Annotated in this window: 1 protein-coding gene; it reads right to left on the reverse strand. The window is 65.4% G+C overall.

What is annotated here, in order from left to right; genetic code table 11:
- Positions 1-63 precede the first annotated feature (63 nt).
- A partial coding sequence (locus JHD69_RS20795; RefSeq protein ID WP_199142204.1) for a hypothetical protein occupies positions 64-327 on the reverse strand: 264 nt, incomplete at its 5' end.

A 327-nucleotide genomic window follows, 5' to 3' on the forward strand; every position in this document is an offset into this window, starting at 1 on the left:
CTTTCCAACAGCATTATTGAAGCAATCAAAATATGTTTCATGATTTATCGGTTTTTTTGAAAATTATTTAAAGATACCCGTACCATTAAATGAACTTGCACCGGTATTTAAGCTCATCCTTCCTTCCTGTCTCTTATACACATCTGACGCTGCCGACGAACCACGACATGGGTTGGTGTGGGGGGGGGGGGGGGGGGGGGAGAGGGGGGGGGGGGGGGGGGGGGGGGGGGGGGGGGGGGGGGGGGGGGGGGGGGGGGGGGGGGGGGGGGGGGGGGGGGGGGGGGGGGGGGGGGGGGGGGGGGGGGGGGGGGGGGGGGGGGGGGGGGG

Source organism: Pedobacter sp. ASV12, from assembly GCF_016429155.1.
GTDB lineage: Bacteria > Bacteroidota > Bacteroidia > Sphingobacteriales > Sphingobacteriaceae > Pedobacter.